The sequence below is a fragment of the uncultured Polaribacter sp. genome (assembly GCF_947503855.1).
In the GTDB taxonomy this organism is placed as follows: domain Bacteria; phylum Bacteroidota; class Bacteroidia; order Flavobacteriales; family Flavobacteriaceae; genus Polaribacter.
Map to the genome: position 1 here is coordinate 122,329 of NZ_CANNFF010000009.1, position 16,486 is coordinate 138,814.

15 protein-coding genes are annotated in these 16,486 nt (G+C 29.4%); 7 read left to right on the forward strand and 8 right to left on the reverse strand.

What is annotated here, in order from left to right; translation table 11 throughout:
- Positions 1-410: 410 nt before the first annotated feature.
- The gene (locus tag Q0662_RS09340; RefSeq protein WP_298949091.1) at positions 411-692 is read left to right on the forward strand and encodes a twin-arginine translocase TatA/TatE family subunit; all 282 of its coding nucleotides are present in this window, start codon (positions 411-413) and stop codon (positions 690-692) included.
- Positions 693-697: 5 nt separating this feature from the next.
- Here the strand turns inward: Q0662_RS09340 and Q0662_RS09345 are convergent, their stop codons facing one another.
- Positions 698-1,339 carry an O-methyltransferase gene (locus Q0662_RS09345; RefSeq protein WP_298949093.1) on the reverse strand — a complete coding sequence of 214 codons (642 nt, stop codon included), beginning with the start codon at positions 1,337-1,339 and terminating at the stop codon, positions 698-700.
- Positions 1,340-1,462: 123 nt separating this feature from the next.
- Positions 1,463-1,906, reverse strand: a complete 444-nt coding sequence (locus Q0662_RS09350) for a nuclear transport factor 2 family protein (RefSeq protein WP_298949095.1) — start codon at positions 1,904-1,906, stop codon at positions 1,463-1,465.
- Between the two features lie 172 nt (positions 1,907-2,078).
- Between Q0662_RS09350 and panB the strand changes: the two genes are divergently transcribed.
- From panB to Q0662_RS09365, 3 genes are all read left to right on the forward strand, one after another.
- Positions 2,079-2,897, forward strand: coding sequence for a 3-methyl-2-oxobutanoate hydroxymethyltransferase (panB, locus tag Q0662_RS09355; protein ID WP_298949097.1), 819 nt, complete (start codon positions 2,079-2,081; stop codon positions 2,895-2,897).
- 136 nt (positions 2,898-3,033) lie between these two features.
- Positions 3,034-3,972: a 2-hydroxyacid dehydrogenase gene (locus tag Q0662_RS09360; protein ID WP_298949099.1), complete on the forward strand. Its 939-nt coding sequence runs from the start codon at positions 3,034-3,036 to the stop codon at positions 3,970-3,972.
- A gap of 25 nt (positions 3,973-3,997) precedes the next feature.
- The gene (locus tag Q0662_RS09365; RefSeq protein ID WP_298949101.1) at positions 3,998-4,453 is read left to right on the forward strand and encodes a DUF1801 domain-containing protein; all 456 of its coding nucleotides are present in this window, start codon (positions 3,998-4,000) and stop codon (positions 4,451-4,453) included.
- A 538-nt stretch (positions 4,454-4,991) separates the two neighbouring features.
- On the opposite strand, the gene Q0662_RS09370 is transcribed toward Q0662_RS09365, so the two are convergent.
- The 4 genes from Q0662_RS09370 to Q0662_RS09385 are packed head-to-tail and all read right to left on the reverse strand — an operon-like array spanning position 4,992 to position 11,646.
- On the reverse strand, positions 4,992-5,849 hold the full coding sequence (locus tag Q0662_RS09370; RefSeq protein WP_298949103.1) for a class I SAM-dependent methyltransferase: 858 nt from the start codon (positions 5,847-5,849) through the stop codon (positions 4,992-4,994).
- A 56-nt stretch (positions 5,850-5,905) separates the two neighbouring features.
- Positions 5,906-7,783: a tRNA uridine-5-carboxymethylaminomethyl(34) synthesis enzyme MnmG gene (gene mnmG, locus Q0662_RS09375; protein ID WP_298949105.1), complete on the reverse strand. Its 1,878-nt coding sequence runs from the start codon at positions 7,781-7,783 to the stop codon at positions 5,906-5,908.
- Positions 7,784-7,831: 48 nt separating this feature from the next.
- A complete protein-coding gene (gene ybeY / locus Q0662_RS09380) occupies positions 7,832-8,242 on the reverse strand; it encodes an rRNA maturation RNase YbeY (RefSeq protein WP_298949106.1) in 411 nt (136 codons plus the stop codon).
- Entirely contained in the window at positions 8,239-11,646 is a 3,408-nt protein-coding gene (locus Q0662_RS09385; RefSeq protein ID WP_298949107.1) for a DUF4175 family protein, read from the reverse strand. The genes ybeY and Q0662_RS09385 overlap by 4 nt, the downstream gene beginning before the upstream one ends.
- Before the next feature lie 111 nt (positions 11,647-11,757).
- On the opposite strand from Q0662_RS09385, the gene Q0662_RS09390 reads away from it, so the two are divergent.
- From Q0662_RS09390 to Q0662_RS09400, 3 genes are all read left to right on the forward strand, one after another.
- A complete protein-coding gene (locus Q0662_RS09390; protein WP_298949108.1) occupies positions 11,758-12,594 on the forward strand; it encodes a hypothetical protein in 837 nt (278 codons plus the stop codon).
- A gap of 201 nt (positions 12,595-12,795) precedes the next feature.
- Positions 12,796-14,319, forward strand: a complete 1,524-nt coding sequence (gene gltX, locus Q0662_RS09395; protein ID WP_298949110.1) for a glutamate--tRNA ligase — start codon at positions 12,796-12,798, stop codon at positions 14,317-14,319.
- A 194-nt stretch (positions 14,320-14,513) separates the two neighbouring features.
- Entirely contained in the window at positions 14,514-15,437 is a 924-nt protein-coding gene (locus Q0662_RS09400) for an SPFH domain-containing protein (RefSeq protein ID WP_298949111.1), read from the forward strand.
- A 66-nt stretch (positions 15,438-15,503) separates the two neighbouring features.
- Here Q0662_RS09400 and tatA read toward each other — a convergent pair whose 3' ends face one another.
- Complete coding sequence (tatA, locus tag Q0662_RS09405) at positions 15,504-15,692, reverse strand: twin-arginine translocase TatA/TatE family subunit (protein ID WP_298949113.1); 189 nt, start codon at positions 15,690-15,692, stop codon at positions 15,504-15,506.
- Between the two features lie 69 nt (positions 15,693-15,761).
- Positions 15,762-16,451: a head GIN domain-containing protein gene (locus tag Q0662_RS09410; RefSeq protein WP_298949115.1), complete on the reverse strand. Its 690-nt coding sequence runs from the start codon at positions 16,449-16,451 to the stop codon at positions 15,762-15,764.
- Positions 16,452-16,486: the final 35 nt, after the last annotated feature.

Here is a 16,486-nt window from a genome sequence, read left to right on the forward strand (position 1 = left end):
CAAGCAGAGTTTATTCTCGGATATGGTTAAATCTTGGTTTTAATTGCCCATAACTCTTTATAAACAAATAATAAGTTGTTATATCCCGTCTATAAAGTGTGTTATTTTTTCTGTTATAAAAATAAACACTAAAAACGATGTTGTCAATCCCTGAATTCAGGGATATTTTGGCATCCCTGAATCCAGGGATATTTATCCCTGAATTCAGGGATACGAAGTTTTTAAATAAATGATAATCAGCACTTTACATTTTAGTGTTTTTTACACAAAAAAAGAAGGTTTAAAAAATGAAAAAGCTAGCAAAAGAAATTTTAGCTATTGTTGAACCTTATTATTTACTAAAAAAAGAAAGCAACGTTAAAGAATAATAGTTTATTCTATTTATTAAAATAACTCATTATCTTTGTCGTATGAATATAATATTCTTTTTTATTAGCGGTCCAGAAATTATGGTTATCATGTTAATTGTGGTAATGGTTTTTGGTGCAGATAAAATCCCTGAAATTGCTAGAGGTTTGGGTAAAGGAATGCGTCAGGTAAAAGACGCTACAAACGATATTAAAAAAGAAATAAAAGATAGCTCTGAGAAAACAAAAATAGATACTGATGTTGCCCAAGACATCAATAAAGAAATTAATGCTGTTAAAGACGATATAGACGACTTAACTGGCCCTATAAAAAGACAATTTTAAAACTTTTATTTTACTCTACTAATGGTTAAGCCATCTCTAATAGGTAGTAAAACTGTTTCTATTCTATCATCTGTATTTAATAGTTGATTATACTCTAAAAGCACTTTGGTGTCTTTATCTTTAGGGTCTAACTCTTCTACCACTTTTCCACTCCAAAGTACATTATCAGACAAAATAATACCTCCAGAATTCATTTTATCGATAATTAAATGAAAGTAATTCATATAATTAGATTTGTCTGCATCTATAAAGACCAAATCAAACTTTTTATGAAGGGTTGGAATAATTTCAAGTGCATTTCCAACAAACTGTTTTATCTGTTTTTGATAGCCAGATTTTTTAAAGTATTTGTTTTGTAGTGTTTCTAATTCTTCGTTTTTATCAATAGTAAAAATAGTACCCTCTTTTGCCAAACCTTCTGCCATACAAAGTGCTGAATAACCTGTATAAGTGCCAATTTCTAAAATGTTTTTTGGAGAAGTAAGCTTTGTAATCATCGACAAAACTCTACCTTGAAAAGCTCCACTTAACATTCTTGGGTTTAGTACTTTTTGCCACGTTTCTCTAGTTAATTCTTGCAAAATTTTCGGTTCACCTTGGGTATGTGCAACAACGTAAGTATCTATTTTTTCTGGTAAAAAGTGCATCTGATTTAATTTATTCTATTTTTAAAACTAATATGTACGTAAAAAACCGCAACAGAAAATCAAAATTACAAAAAAACGGAACTTATACTTACAAGTTCCGTTGAATTTTATCTTCTAAAAAATTTAATTCATTTCTTTTAAAGCTTTGCAATTTTCTCTTCTTCTAATGTCTACCAAAAAAATAATTTTCCATTGATTATCTTCTTTAAAAAGCTGAAATGAGTTGGCTCCACAATGGCTAAACTTTCCATTGAAATAAAACTCGTAAGGTGTCCAAACAGAAGCTAAATTTGTATCAACATTAATTTGATAGGCAAGTAGCTTTTCTAAATACACATGTTCTGGTTTTTTATTAGCAACCGAGGTTAATAATTTTAGTCTGCTTTCATTTTTTAAAGTACTTGTGCCCTCTTTGTTTATTGAGGTGGTTTGTATTTTAATATCTTTATGAAGTGTGGTTTGCATCAGAGTGCTATCACCTTGGTGTAAACCTTTAAAAAAGGTGCCAATTACTTTTTTTATTGCTAATTCTTCTTTGTTTTTTTGTGCGTGTAGATTGGTTATCAACAAACAAAAAAACAATACAATCCATTTTTTTAAACATAGTCCGTTTATTTTAAAGTGGTTAAAGCTACTAAATTAATTTTAGAGTTGGGGTTTTTAAGATAAATGGCAAAAAAATACACATAACAAGAAATCTATAGCTTTTTCTTACTTTTACCACTTTAAAATAAAATATATGTCTGTAGCTAATAAACAATATAAACGTATAACTGTAAAATCTTTGGTAGAAATGAAAGCAAATGGAGAAAAAATCTCTATGCTAACTGCTTACGATTATACCATGGCAAAGATTTTAGATAGTGCAGGTATCGATGTATTATTAGTGGGCGATTCTGCCTCTAATGTAATGGCAGGTCATGAAACAACATTACCAATTACGTTAGATCAAATGATCTACCACGCAAGCTCTGTTGTTAGAGGTATAGAACGTTGTTTGGTGGTAGTAGATTTGCCCTTTGGTAGTTATCAATCTGACCCAAAAGAAGCTTTACGTTCTGCTATTAGAATTATGAAAGAATCTGGCGGGCATTCGATAAAATTAGAAGGTGGTAAAGAAATAAAAGATTCTATAAAACGAATTTTAAATGCAGGTATTCCTGTAATGGGGCACTTGGGTTTAACACCACAATCTATTTATAAATTTGGTACGTATACTGTAAGAGCAAAAGAAGAAGAAGAGGCAGAAAAATTAATGGATGATGCCTTAATGTTAGAAAGACTTGGTTGTTTTGCCTTGGTTTTAGAAAAAGTGCCTGCAAAATTGGCTAAAAAAGTTGCAGATGCTTTAACCATACCTGTTATTGGTATTGGTGCTGGAAATGGTGTAGATGGTCAGGTTTTAGTTACGCATGATATGATTGGTATGACACACGAATTCAATCCGCGTTTTTTACGTAGATATTTAGATTTATTTAAAGATATGACAGGCGCTTTTGAAAATTATATTACTGATGTAAAAAGTGGTGATTTTCCTAATGAAAAGGAGCAGTATTAATTTAGACTCCTAGGTTCTTATGAATTTGATAAACTTAACAATACTCTAAATCAAATCATTAAAAGGATGTCGAAATTCGTCTCCTTTCTAAAAATTTAGTTATCTATATTGTCCGATAAATCCAAAAAGCGAAATTTTGAAAATACTACATCTAGATACCAACCATCCATTAATGCTCAATCAATTAAACGATTTAGGGTTTACTAATGAGGAAGATTACACATCTTCTAAAGAAGAAATTGAAGGAAAAATTCATTTGTATGATGGTTTTATTATTAGAAGTCGATTTTCTATTGACAAACACTTTTTAGACAAAGCTAAAAACCTAAAATTTATTGGTAGAGTGGGTGCTGGTTTAGAAAACATCGATTGCGATTACGCAAGAACTAAAAACATCGAATTAATTGCGGCTCCAGAAGGGAATAGAAATGCTGTTGGCGAACATAGTTTAGCCATGCTTTTATCGTTATTTAATAAACTAAACAAAGCCGATAAAGAAGTTAGGAACGGAAAATGGTTGCGTGAAGAAAATCGTGGAATTGAACTAGATGGAAAAACCGTTGGTTTGATTGGCTATGGAAATATGGGGAAATCTTTTGCTAAAAAACTACGTGGTTTTGATGTAAAAGTACTTTGTTATGATTTAAAAAATAATGTTGGTGATGAAAATTGCACACAAGTTTCTCTTAAAGAATTACAAGAAAAATCAGACATTTTAAGCTTGCACACACCACAAACAGACCTCACAAAAAATATGATAAATGCCAATTTTATCAATAGTTTTAAAAAGAATTTTTGGTTGATTAATACTGCACGTGGTTCTGCAGTAGTTACTAAAGATTTAGTAGCTGGTTTGCAATCTGGTAAAATTTTAGGAGCTGGATTAGATGTTTTAGAATATGAAAAATCATCTTTTGAAAACCTATTTTCTGACGTTAAAATGCCAGAAGCTTTTCAATATTTAATAGATACAGAAAACGTAATTTTATCGCCACATGTGGCAGGTTGGACAATAGAAAGTAAAGAAAAGTTAGCACAAACCATTATAGATAAAATAAAGGCAAAATTTTGTTAACTTGTTGTCTTAAAAAACAACTGTTATGCAAAACAAAGCAAATTCTCTAGAAGATTACATTCACCAAGCTCCAAAAGAAAGACAAATTGTAATTAAAAAATTACGAGAAACCATCAGCCAAAACCTACCAAAAGGATTTGAAGAAGGGGTTCAATATAGAATGATTGCTTATTATGTTCCACATGAAATATATCCAGAAGGTTACCATTGCAACCCAAAAGAACCTTTGCCTTTTATGAGTTTTGCTTCGCAGAAAAGTTCTGTAAACCTTTATCATATGGGTTTGTACGCTGTTCCAGAAATACATGATTGGTTTGTAAATGAGTATCCAAAATTTAGTTCTAGAAAATTAGACATGGGTAAAAGTTGTATCCGTTTTAAAAAGGTTGATGATATTCCCTATGAATTAATTGCAGCATTATGCAAAAAATTGTCTGTAAAAGAATGGATAACTGTGTATGAAAACAACATCAAAAAATAAAAAAGTTGAAAATGATTTATAGGAATTGGCTGATTGTTGTTTAAATCTGAAGACCTAAAAGTAAGAAGAGCTTGATACAAAAACGTTTAGGTTTTTTACAAATAATTATGATCATACTTTTAATAGAAATATGCCAAGAAAAAAAAACTATTCTAAGTAAAATAGAACTTTGATTACTTAAAGATGAGGTAGTTGAATAAATTAAATTTCAACTAATAATACATAAAAGAGGTGGAAATTTAAAATCGGAAAAATTACTTTGTTCGGAAATAAACCCTCTACTATCACTTTAATTTTTTTAAATTGAAGAACGTTAATAAAAAAATTTTGGAGTTACAATATTTTTAAATGTCAATTTTATACGCTGTTTATTTGATATCGAAACAAAATAACTAAAAACTATATACTTTAAATAAACCATAACCAATGTTTATTAAAAATACCTTTAAAAAAAAGCTTTTAAAGGTGTTTTTATTTTTAGTAAGGTATTTCTATAGAATTATAGCTTAAAAACCATAAAAGCGTCTTAAAATCTAAATTATCGGTTTTTTATCACGTAAATCAAAGAGGAGTATTCAGAATTTTGTTTTGCCTTAAGATTAGATCTAAACCCGTTATAAAGAGCTTTTATTGGATTCATTTTTTGGCTCTTGTATTTTTCACTTAAAAGAGAAACATAGTACGCATCAAACTTCATTGGTTTGGTTTGCACAACTTCCATTTGAACTTCTGTAAATAACTTTTGTATGGCTTTTTGAGAGAAATGCCAAAGGTGTCTTGGAACATCAAAAGCAGCCCAATGTTCTTTATACAATTTAGCATCGTAACTTTTATAATTAGGAACAGCAATTACCAAATAGCCATCTTCCTTTAAAAGTGCTTTTAATTTTTTAATGTAAGTTTTTAAATCTTTTACATGTTCTAAAACATGCCACAGAGTAATTACATCAAAACTTGTGTTCTCTATTTTGTAAAGATTATCTTTTAAATAAATGCCTTTTTTGTGGGCAATATCTCTTGCTTTCAAACTAGGTTCTACTCCTAAAACATTCCAATTATTATTGCTACAATGTTTTAAAAAATCTCCTGTTCCAGCTCCAACATCTAATACATTTTTTTCTGGCGTATCAAATGAGTTTATCAATTTTAATTTTTGTTGTAAAGCAACATTTTTTACTTTTTGATAAACTTTATCTAACACTGTTTTTTTGCTATCAGTATGCGAAATATAATTTTCGCTTTCATAATAATTTTCTAAATTTTCTGGGACAGGTGTTGTTACCAACATCTGATAATCTTCGTTAATTTTTACCTGAAATTTTTTACCAGAAACTGTATAATCTTTACAAGTTAAAAAGGGTTTTAAATTGGTGTAGAGTTTTTTTTCAATCTCCATTTTTTACTTTTTATACAAATTGTTCCACGAGGAACACTTAGCAATTTTTTATTTTTTTACCTACCCATATAGACTAACAAAACAGAAATATCACTTGGTGAAACTCCACTAATTCTGCTTGCTTGAGATATTGAGGTTGGCTTAATTTTATTCAACTTTTCTCTAGCCTCATAAGAAAGAGATTTCACTTTATCGTACTTAAAACTAGAAGGAATAATTACATTTTCTAACCTGTTTAACTTGTCTGCGTTGTTCTTTTCTTTTTCTATATAACCAGAATATTTTAAATGAATTTCAGCTTGCTCGATAATCTCATTATCTATATGATGCTCCGCAATAAATGTGTTTAATTTTTCAATGTTTTTAAAATCTAAAAAATTTAATTGTGGTCTTGCAGCAATCTTAAAAAGTTTCATAGATTGTTTTACCAGGGCTAAATTTTTAGCTTCTAAAATAGGATTTATCTCTTCTTGCTTTACACTAGTTTCATTTAAAAACTTAATTAACAAATCGGTTTTTTCTTGCTTTTCTATAACTCTATCTAAACGTTCTTTAGACGTTAAACCAATTTTAAAACCTCTTGGAGTTAATCTTAAGTCGGCATTATCTTGCCTTAATAAAGTTCTATATTCTGCTCTTGAAGTAAACATCCTGTAAGGCTCTTCTGTACCTTTTGTGATTAAATCGTCTATTAAAACACCTATATAAGCTTCGTTTCTTTTTAGAATAAAAGGATCTTTTTCTTGCACTTTTAACGCTGCATTTACACCTGCCATTAAACCTTGTGCAGCTGCTTCTTCATAACCTGTTGTTCCATTTATTTGTCCAGCGAAAAATAAGTTTTCAATTAACTTAGTTTCTAAAGAATGTGTTAATTGTGTTGGTGGAAAATAATCGTACTCGATAGCATAACCATATCTAAAAAACTTCACATTTTCAAAACCTGCTACAGATCGAATTGCTTTGTCTTGAATATCTTCTGGTAATGAAGTAGAAAACCCATTTACATACATTTCACAAGTGGTCCACCCTTCTGGTTCTACAAAAATTTGATGACGCTCTTTGGTAGCAAATCGATCTATTTTATCTTCAATAGAAGGGCAGTATCTTGGCCCGGTAGATTGTATTCTACCATTAAACATTGGTGAACGATCAAAACCATCTCTAAGTAAATCGTGCACCTCTAAATTGGTATATGTTAACCAACAAGAACGCTGTTTTTTTAAAGAAGATGTTGTAGGTAAATAAGAAAATTTTTCTGTGATTTGATCTCCTGGTTGTTCAATCATTTTAGAATAATCTAAAGATCTACCATCTACTCTTGGTGGTGTTCCTGTTTTCATTCTGCCAGATTCGAAACCTTTTTTTACAAGGTCTTCTGTAATTCCTGTAGAAGCCCCTTCTCCTGCTCTACCCCCACCAAAACTTTTATCACCAATATGAATTAAACCATTTAAAAAAGTACCTGCAGTTAAAATAACTGTTTTTGCTTTTATTTCTAAACCTAAAGCTGTCTTTACTCCTACAATTTTATCACCGTCAAACATTAAACCATTTACAGAATCTTGATAGAAGTCTAAATTTTCGGTTTCTTCTAAAAGTGTTCTCCAACATTCTGCAAACTGCATTCTATCAGATTGTGCTCTTGGACTCCACATTGCAGGTCCTTTAGATTTGTTTAGCATCTTAAATTGGATTGCTGTTTTATCTGTAACAATTCCACTATAACCTCCTAAAGCATCAATCTCTCTTACAATTTGTCCTTTTGCAATACCACCCATTGCAGGGTTACAACTCATTTGTGCAATATTTTGCAAATTCATTGTAATTAACAAAGTATGTGCACCCATGTTTGCAGCGGCAGCAGCAGCCTCACTTCCTGCATGCCCACCACCAACTACTATAACATCAAATGTTGTTGAAAATAAACTCATATTCTATAGTTCCACGTGAAACTTTTATTTTATTTAATTGATTATCAATTACTTAATTAAAGATAAAGCTAAATTTTCTTGTTTCGTCATTTCTAATTGCTCTTTTACTGACTTATCTTTAAAACCAATGTAATGTAATACACCATGTATCATTACTCTGCGTAATTCTTCGTTAAAAGAAACCTTAAAATCGGTTGCATTATCAGCAACTCTTTCTACAGAAATGTAAATATCGCCATTGATTAATTTTCCTAAAGAATTATCAAAACTGATAATATCTGTTAACGTATCATGATTTAAAAATTCTACATTTAGTTTGTGCAAATAATCATCATCACAAAAAATATAGTTCACCTCCCCTAACTCACAATTGTGTTTTGTTATGATTTGATGAATCCATTTTTGTACAGATACTTCGTCTTCTAAAATAAAATTGGTTTCGTAATTAAACGTGATCATTCTTTTTTTTCTGGTTCAGAAAAATACTTTCGAACCTTTATTTTATAATTTTGTTGCAAAGGTAAGGATTGTCTGTTTAATATTTCTATTTGATTGTAAAACTGCTTTTTAAATTCGAGTGCCTTTACTTTATATCTTTGACGCTCTTTCAAATTTGCTGTAGATTTTCTTTTGTTGTCTTTACCTTGCTCTAGAGCTGCTTTGTCTAATTTTAGAAGTTGATAATTTAGATTTTGCATTTTTTGAATGGTTGTTGCATTAAAACCTTTTTCTAAAATTTCATTCTCTAATTGTTCCATGGTTTTTAAAGCTCTTTTTGCAGCTCCATTTCCATTTGGATTTCTTTGTTCAGCTTCTTTTATGGCCTCTTGTAATTGTTGCCTTAATTGAGATTGTTGCTTGTAAATTTCATAAATTTCACCATCTAAATCATCATTTTCTCCATTACTGTTTTTACCTTCACCTTTCCCTTCTCCTTTTCCTTTTCCTTTTCCGTTTTTACTTGACTTATCTCCTTTACCAGAATTTCCAGTTTTACCATCTTCACCGGGTTTTTTACCTTCTTTACCTTGTCCAGGTTTTTCTCCAGGCTTCTTTCCTGTTTTGTCGCCTTTCTTTTTGCTATTTTTCATTTTCTCAGTTAAGTCTTGCTGTTTTTTAATAATATCTGGCAAGCTAAACTCTCCTGATTTTTTTCCTTTGCCCATTTTCATGGACATAGAGTTTTTCATGCTATTTAAAATATTACTTAAATAATCAGCCAAATTATTAGTGGCTGTCATTACATAACGTTGGTTAGAAAGACCATTATTAAATCTGTTTTCAGAAAAGTTTTCTAGAGATTGTTCTAAATTGTAATGTGTGGTAGATAAATCGTCTTGAATTTTAGCAGAAATTTTTGGCAAACGCATGGAAAGTACATACAAGCTATCGTCTATATGTTCAAAATAAGTTCTAATATCATTTTGCTTTTTTAAAGCTTTACCAAAATTTGGATGCATGGTAGAAATATCGCTAAACTTGTTCATCAAGTTTTCTTGTTTAAAAGAAAACGTAACTAAATTTTCTAGTATTTTTCGCAAATCATCCATGTTTTCTTCCATAGATTCACCTTCCATGGCTTGCATAGCTTTTTGCATTTTAGCACTCATTTCTTTCATTTTTTGAGCACTGTTATTCTGATTCTTTTTAGCAGAATTTTTATCTTGTTTTTGTAGGTTTTCTTTCGATTTTTTTAGCTCCTCATCAATAGCGTCTTTCTCATCATCTACATCTGGTAATTCCATTGGCTCTTTTAACTTTTCGTTGTCTTTAGCCAATTCTTCCAGTTCTTTCTTTAAATCGTTAAACTCTTTATGAATGTCTTGTTGCTCTCTAACAGTTGTGTCTTCCTTTTTTGCAAGCTCTTCTTGTTTTTTTGCCAATGCTTCCAATTTATTGGCAATTTGCATTGTTTTTTGCTCAACATAAAAACGTTTTGTTAATTCTAACATTCGTTCTAAACTACGCTGTTGTTGTTTGTTTTGTTGTGCTAATTCTTTGGCTTTTTTTACTAAATCTTCTTTATTTAGTTTTTCTGCCATTTTTGCAATTTCTTCCAACAATTTTTCTTGTCTTTCGTGCTTTTTTAATTCTTCAATACGTTTATTTAATTCTTCTTTATTTTCTTGTAGGTTTATATTTTCTTCTTTCTTTTCGTCTAAATTTTGTTGCAACTGATCGGTTTGACGCTGCATCATTTTTTTATAATTTTCTTGACGTTTTATAAAATTCTCAACCTTCTTTTTATCATTCCAATTTATTTTTTTCTTGTTCTGAAAATCTTGTTGAATTTTATCTAACTCTTCTCTTTGTTTTTGTTGTTTTTGAATTGAATTTTCTAGACTATTAATTATGTTTCTTTGTTCGTGTAGCAACTCCTCCTCTATTTCGTTTGCTGTTTTTTGTCGGAAATTAAAAAGTTTACTTTTTGCTTTTTTATTTCCGTTTACAGCATCATTATCAAAAACCTCAAAATACATTTCATAGTTGGTGCCTTTTATCAAATTTAATCCTTCAGGAAATTGATAGAAAAAAGTTTGCACATTAGCTCTAGATATTGGTAAAATATAAGTGTTTAATTGATTTGGGGAATCCATATCATAATAAACCAATTGTAATTTTTTTAAACCATAATCATCAGAAATTTGACCAGCAAACTGGGCAATACCTCTAGAAATACTATCTATATTAGATTGTACAGTTATTTCTGGGGCTTCATCTTTTATTACATTTACAGAAAATTGTAAATTCTCGTAATCTTTTAAATTTTTATTTGAAGATGCTATTTGATAATCTAACGCTTTTCTAACGCTTTTTGTAAATTTAAAATTGTTGTCATCTGTCTTTTTAAATGCTTCTCTTTGCTCTTCATTTATAAAAACAACCTCATCTGTTTGTTGGGTTGCTACCAACCAAGATATTTTTGTGCCTTCAGGTACTATTAAGTTACCAGAGTTCTGAATAGTTTCATTCTTTTTACCCACATAATATGGATATTTTAATTGCAAAGAAATATTATTTATAGTTGGTGTGTTAATGACATTAATTTGATAATCTTGAGACTGCACTCCGTTAGCTTCTACAAAAAAGGTAAGTGGTTTTTGAACATCAGAAAACATGTAAGAAAAAGAACCGTTTCCATTATTTTGCAAATAATATTGCTGATTATTATAAATAATTTTAGCATCTGAAGGCAATACAGAACCAACCGTCTTTAATGAAACTGTTATGGGTTTGCCTTGTATAACTTGTAAATTTTGATTGTTTAGATTAAAATAAAATGGCGCTGGTGGTGTGTATTTAGTTCTATGGTTTACAACGCGTTTTAAACTATCTTTAAAAATAGCGTTATTACCTGTAAATAAAGTAGTTAACCATATTAAAATAGGAACAATTGCATACTTTAAATACTTTTTATTTTGGGTAAAATCAATAGCTTTTACAAACGGAATCGGTTGTAATTCTTCTGATTTTTGATTGATACTTGCCAATAACAAATCAGATTGATTGGTGTATTCTTTAAGTTGTAAAGCATTTAACAACTTGTCTTCTACTTTTGGAAAATGAGCTCCAATAATTTTAGACGATTGCTCTAATGAAATCCCTTTTCTAAAACCAATCAACTTAAAAATTGGAATGGCTATAAAACGAATTAGTAGAAAAACTTCAACTACAATAAAAATCCAAAAAAGTAAGGTTCTTGCTGTGGGTTTTAACCACAAAAAATACTCTAAAAAAAGGGTAAAAAATAAGTATAAAAAGCCTAAGGAAAGAAACAAGATTGTTCCTTTAATTAGTTCGTTTAGGTAGTATTTTCTAGTAAACTGATGTAGTTTTTTTTCTATTTTTTCAAATCCATTCATAATCAACTAATAAAAATAGTATTTTTGATAGGAAAACCAACAAATAATTTGTTAAAAGACTTTGTAAGCAATTGTAGATATTGGCTACTAAACTAAAGTAAAAACAATTTTATGAAAAAACTAACTACAATTCTATTTTTATTCTTTACAATATTAATAGTTGCACAAAACCCTTGGACAAAAGACAAAGGAGATTTGTTTATCAACTTATCTTACACAACAATCTCAGATTATAGCGAGCTTTTTGGGTATCCAGATTATACTATTTCTGGCTCAATTACAGATCAAACTTATCAAATTTATGGTGAATATGGTTTTACAAACAAAACCTCATTTGTTTTTAATATCCCTTTTAAATCGATAGATAATAAAGAAATAGTTAACCCTTGTTTGGTAGCTCCTTGTCCGGAATCTTCTAATGAAAAGTCTTCATTTGGAAACGTTTCTTTAGGAATCAAACATCAACTGTATAACAAAGGTTGGGTGGTAGCAGCCCAATTAATTTCTGAAATAAATACGGGTTCTTATGACGAAAACACAGGAATTAGAACAGGTTATGATGCATTTACATTTACACCTCAACTTTTAGCAGGTAAAAGTTTTGGAAAAACGTTTTTTCAATCTCAAATTGGTTTTGATATTAAAACCAATAATTATAGTAATAATTTTAAAATTGGTGGCGAATTTGGTGGTAAAGTATCAAAAAATATATGGTTAATTGGTTATATAGACGTTGTAAAATCTTTTGAAGATGGTAATGTTAATTTACCTTCAAATAACTTATTAACAGGTTTATACATAAATAATCAAGAATATGGTGCTTACGGTTTAAAAGGAATTTTACAGTTTTACGATATTGGTATAACAGCTGGTTTTGGTAGTGCTTTTTTTGGAAACAATGTGCCTAAAAAAGCTGCATTTAGTTTTGGTATTTTTAATACGTTTTAAAATATATTGCAGCAAATTCAGAAATAAAATAATAAAATTTAGAATTCACTGTTTTTAAAAACTTGTGAGATTTTTTTAAAATCAATGTTTTATATTCATAATCAATATTTTTTGTTTTTTTTTAATTCGTGAATTCGTGGTACGTTTTTTTATTAAAAACTATCTTTGCACCCGTTAAAAGCAATCTTTAAAAAACAAAAAATGGAATCAAATGTTCGTGTTCGTTTTGCGCCAAGTCCAACAGGACCGTTGCATATTGGTGGTGTAAGAACCGCTTTATATAATTATTTATTCGCTAAAAAACACCAAGGTACTTTTGTGTTAAGAATAGAAGATACAGACCAAACACGTTATGTAGCTAACGCAGAACAATATATAATTGACGCTTTACAATGGTGTAACATTCCTTTTGATGAAGGACCAAAAACAGATGATAAATTTGGGCCTTATAGACAATCTGAACGTAAAGAAATTTATAAAAAATATGTAGATATTTTAATAAATACAGGTTGGGCATATTATGCTTTTGATACTTCAGAGCAATTAGATGCACATAGAAAACAACACGAAAGTGAAGGTAAAACCTTTATGTACAATTGGCACAATCGTGCAAAAGGCCGTTTGATAAATTCGTTGGTGTTGTCTGAAGATGAAGTGCAGCAAAAAATTAATGCTGGTGAAAAATTTGTAATTCGTTTTAAAACACCACAAGACGAAATTTTACAAATGGAAGATGAAATTAGAGGTAAAATTAGCATAGATACCAACACGTTAGATGACAAAATTTTATGTAAAAGTGATGGCATGCCAACATATCATTTAGCAAATGTTGTCGACGATCATTTAATGGAAATTTCTCATGTAATTCGTGGTGAAGAATGGTTACCATCTATGCCATTACACGTTTTATTATACAGAGCTTTTGATTGGAAAGCTCCTAAATTTGCACATTTACCCTTAATTTTAAAACCCGTTGGTAAAGGTAAATTAAGTAAAAGAGATGGAGATAAATTAGGGTTTCCAGTGTTTCCTTTAAAGTATAGAAATGAAAAAACAGGAGATGTCTCTAGAGGTTATAAAGAAGATGGTTATTTTGTAGATGCATTTATAAATATGTTAGCTTTTTTAGGGTGGAATCCTGGTACAGAGCAAGAACTTTTTTCTTTAGAAAAATTAATACAAGAGTTTGATTTAAAACGTGTTAGTAAATCTGGAGCTAAATTTAATCCAGATAAAACGAAATGGTTTCAGCAACAATACATGCAACTAAAATCAAATACAGCTTTAACTAATTTATACTTACCTATTTTAGAGGAAAAAGGAATTAAAACGGAAAAATCTTACGTTGAAAAGGTAATTTCATTAATAAAAGAAAGAGCTATTTTTATAGATGATTTTTGGGGTTTATCAGCTTTCTTTTTTACATCGCCAACAGAATTTGATGCAAAAGCTTCTAAAAAAAATTGGAAGCCAGAAACTGGCTCGTTAATGACAGAATTAATTAATGTAATAGAAAGTATTGAAGATTTTTCATCAGAAAATACAGAAACACATATTAAAACTTGGATTACCAATAAAGAAATTGGTTTTGGTAAGGTAATGCAACCTTTACGACTTTCTTTGGTTGGTAAGTTAGCAGGTCCTCACCTATTTGATATTATAGCTATGATTGGTAAAGAAGAAACCATCAACAGAATAGAAAATGCAATTCAGAAATTATCATGAAATCAGAATTTGATTTAAGCGAAGCAGAAATGCGTTCTTATGGATATAAAATTATGGTTGCTATTTTATAAGTACATGTTCTTAAAAGTTTTCTTAAAAAATTTATTATACCTATTTTTTACAATTAATATAATTAACAGCTGTTTTTCAGTATCTTTATACAGTATTAATTATTAACATTAAAAAAATTAACTATGCCACCTACTATTATTATTATTATTGTAGTTCTTGCAATTATTATTTTCGCATCTTATTTTATTGTAAAACAACAAACAGCTGCAATTATAGAAACGTTTGGTAAATTTACAAGTATTCGTCAATCTGGTTTTCATTTAAAAATACCTGGAGTACAAAGAATTGCAGGTAGATTAAGTTTAAAAATACAGCAGTTAGATGTTATTATAGAAACCAAAACTTTAGATGATGTTTTTGTAAAGTTAAAGGTTTCAGTACAATATAAAGTGATAAAAGACAAAGTATATGATGCTTTTTACAAATTAGATTACCCTCATGATCAAATAACATCTTACGTGTTTGATGTAGTAAGGGCAGAAGTACCAAAAATGAAATTAGATGATGTATTTGTTAAGAAAGATGATATTGCTATTGCAGTAAAATCTGAATTAAATGATGCTATGATGGAATATGGTTATGATATTATTAAAACCTTAGTTACAGATATAGATCCTGATGCACAAGTAAAAGCAGCAATGAACAGAATTAATGCTGCAGATAGAGAAAAAACAGCAGCACAATATGAAGGTGATGCACAACGTATTTTAATTGTAGAAAAAGCAAAAGCAGAAGCAGAAAGTAAACGTTTACAAGGTCAAGGTATTGCAGATCAACGTAGAGAAATTGCACGCGGTTTAGAAGAATCTGTAGAAGTTTTAAATAAGGTTGGTATTAACTCTCAAGAAGCATCTGCATTGATTGTTGTAACACAACATTATGATACTTTACAATCTATTGGTCAAGAAACTAATAGTAACTTAATTTTATTGCCAAATTCGCCACAAGCAGGTAGCCAAATGTTAAATGACATGGTTGCAAGTTTTACAGCAAGTAACCAAATTGGAGAAGCTATGAAAACCGCAAAAAAGAAGGAAGAAAATTAATGTAAAATTAAAAAAAAAAGTGCTATCAAATGATAGCGCTTTTTTTTCGTTTATATGTTAACTATTCTATTTCTTCTCTTCAATTTTTTCTTCAGAATCATCTTTAGAAGCGTTTTTAAACTCTTTAATACCACTTCCTAAACCTTTCATTAACTCTGGTATTTTTCTTCCTCCAAAAAGTAATAACACAACCACTAATATAATAATTACTTGTGGACCGCCAATAAAACCCGATACTATTGATAAACTATACATTTCTTCTTTAATTTAATAGTACAAAGATACAAAAAAGGTTGTTATACAAACTCTTTTGTATTTCTTCTGTTAATTTCTTTTTTCTATAATACCACCAATTAATTTTTTATCTTTTACAACCTCTGGGTTTCCTTTATAAAAAATAGTACCACCAAAACTAACTTTAGCATTTAAAGTTTCGCCTGGGTTTACTTCTGCTTTTGCTCCAGTTCCTGATTTTACATTAGAATTACCAGCAACTTGTAAATTAAAACCATGATAAATACCATATAAATCTACATCTATTTCTTGATTTTTTGCAGTACCAGAAAGTTTTACAATACCACCAGAAGAAGCTCTAACAATTAAATAATTAGTTTTTGTGGTTAGGTTGATAAATGCTCTTTCTTGTGCATTTACCTCTAATTTATCTTGATAAAAATCTTTACTTGTTATAGTTGCACTTTCATTTGCGTCTATAATATTAATAGCTCTATTATAATATAATTTTACCAGTATTTTACCATCTGCTGCATTGTCTGCAGGAGTTAAAGAAAATGGTAAAGACAATTTTAATGTATTATTTACATTTTTAATTTTAACCATTTCAGACTTTTCTCCAGTTATTTCTAACTTTTGATCTGTACTTTTAATCAACTCTACTTCTATACCATTATAAACTTTTAGAATATTATAATCTCCTAAGTTTTTATTTACTGTAGATTGTGCAGTAACTGTTAATCCAATAAAAAACAGCAATATAAAATTAAGTTTTTTCATTTTTTTAAATTTGATTTGATAATTACTTTAATAAT

Coding starts and splice junctions, on each gene's coding strand:
- Q0662_RS09340 (WP_298949091.1), top strand. CDS start 411: ATGAATATAATATTCTTTTTTATTAGCGGTCCAGAAATTATGGTTATC.
- Q0662_RS09345 (WP_298949093.1), bottom strand. CDS start 1,339: ATGCACTTTTTACCAGAAAAAATAGATACTTACGTTGTTGCACATACC.
- panB (WP_298949097.1), top strand. CDS start 2,079: ATGTCTGTAGCTAATAAACAATATAAACGTATAACTGTAAAATCTTTG.
- Q0662_RS09365 (WP_298949101.1), top strand. CDS start 3,998: ATGCAAAACAAAGCAAATTCTCTAGAAGATTACATTCACCAAGCTCCA.
- Q0662_RS09370 (WP_298949103.1), bottom strand. CDS start 5,849: ATGGAGATTGAAAAAAAACTCTACACCAATTTAAAACCCTTTTTAACT.
- mnmG (WP_298949105.1), bottom strand. CDS start 7,783: ATGAGTTTATTTTCAACAACATTTGATGTTATAGTAGTTGGTGGTGGG.
- ybeY (WP_298949106.1), bottom strand. CDS start 8,242: ATGATCACGTTTAATTACGAAACCAATTTTATTTTAGAAGACGAAGTA.
- Q0662_RS09385 (WP_298949107.1), bottom strand. CDS start 11,646: ATGAATGGATTTGAAAAAATAGAAAAAAAACTACATCAGTTTACTAGA.
- Q0662_RS09390 (WP_298949108.1), top strand. CDS start 11,758: ATGAAAAAACTAACTACAATTCTATTTTTATTCTTTACAATATTAATA.
- gltX (WP_298949110.1), top strand. CDS start 12,796: ATGGAATCAAATGTTCGTGTTCGTTTTGCGCCAAGTCCAACAGGACCG.
- Q0662_RS09400 (WP_298949111.1), top strand. CDS start 14,514: ATGCCACCTACTATTATTATTATTATTGTAGTTCTTGCAATTATTATT.
- tatA (WP_298949113.1), bottom strand. CDS start 15,692: ATGTATAGTTTATCAATAGTATCGGGTTTTATTGGCGGTCCACAAGTA.
- Q0662_RS09410 (WP_298949115.1), bottom strand. CDS start 16,451: ATGAAAAAACTTAATTTTATATTGCTGTTTTTTATTGGATTAACAGTT.